The 918-nt window shown below is 65.7% G+C and carries 1 protein-coding gene; it reads left to right on the top strand.

Annotation, left to right across the window (positions count from 1 at the left end; all coding sequences use genetic code 11):
- On the top strand, nt 1–257 hold a 257-nt coding region (locus RF646_RS13305), incomplete at its 5' end, for a DUF4113 domain-containing protein (RefSeq protein ID WP_368836238.1).
- Nucleotides 258–918 lie beyond the last annotated feature (661 nt).

Here is a 918-nt window from a genome sequence, read left to right as displayed (position 1 = left end):
ACGGGATCCCGTACATGCGCGCCGGGGTGATGTGCCTGGAGCTCACCGACACCGGTGCTGCCGCGCCCCTGCCCGGTACCGCCCCCACCACAGCGCCCATCGGGTCCCTAATCGACGCCGTCAACACCCGGTTCGGCACCGGCACGGTCGGCTTGGGACGATCCGCGACCAGCGCCCCCAAGCCCTGGGACAATCACCAGGCAGCCCTCTCCCCCGGCTACACCACCGACTGGAACGCCTTGCGCACCGTCAGCTGATTCCTGTTTTTGGACTGCCTGGCGACACACCAGCGGCGGTTTGTGTACGAATGCAGAATCATGGGGCATACTTTGTCACATGACTGACAAGGGGGCGCGCCGCATACCTCGCGCCTTGGGGCCTATGGTTCCCCTCGTCATCCAGATCCCGCAGGAAGTGGAAACCGCCATCCGCTCCGCTGCGGCGCAGGACGACGTGAGCATGTCATGGTGGATCGTCGCTCAAGCAGCACGGAGCCTCGATCTACCCCAATACGAATACCCGCCCGCACATGACTGAAGGCGGCCCCCCGCCAGGGACCGCCTTCAAAGTCTCGAACACCGTTCCGTCTGGACAACTGACGGTGTTCCGATAGCAACGAAAGTTCCTCATGAGACACCAGCTAAAGCACCCATCGAGGTGTTGCTATGTCTAGGCTACCAGCAGACTTAGCGACGCCGCTAACCCCATTATCCCCATTGGAGGCACGGGGGTTGGTGGGGGCACAAACCCCCGCAACCCCCGCCCGTCGTCGGAGCATGCGCCGCGGCGCCCAGCGGTTCCCGGTGACCGAGGCCCACACTCCCCGTGCGCGCACGGGCAAGTCCTGGACCCCGGACCCGGCGGAGGGCGCGGAGGCGCGGGTGCCGTGCTGGTGGTCCCGTGACCAGTGGATCCAGG

This window comes from Kocuria sp. CPCC 205261 (genome assembly GCF_040981025.1).
Classification (GTDB): Bacteria; Actinomycetota; Actinomycetes; order Actinomycetales; family Micrococcaceae; genus Kocuria; species Kocuria marina.
The sequence above is the reverse complement of the archived record's forward strand: the minus strand, read 5'-3'. Positions and strand labels throughout refer to the sequence as shown.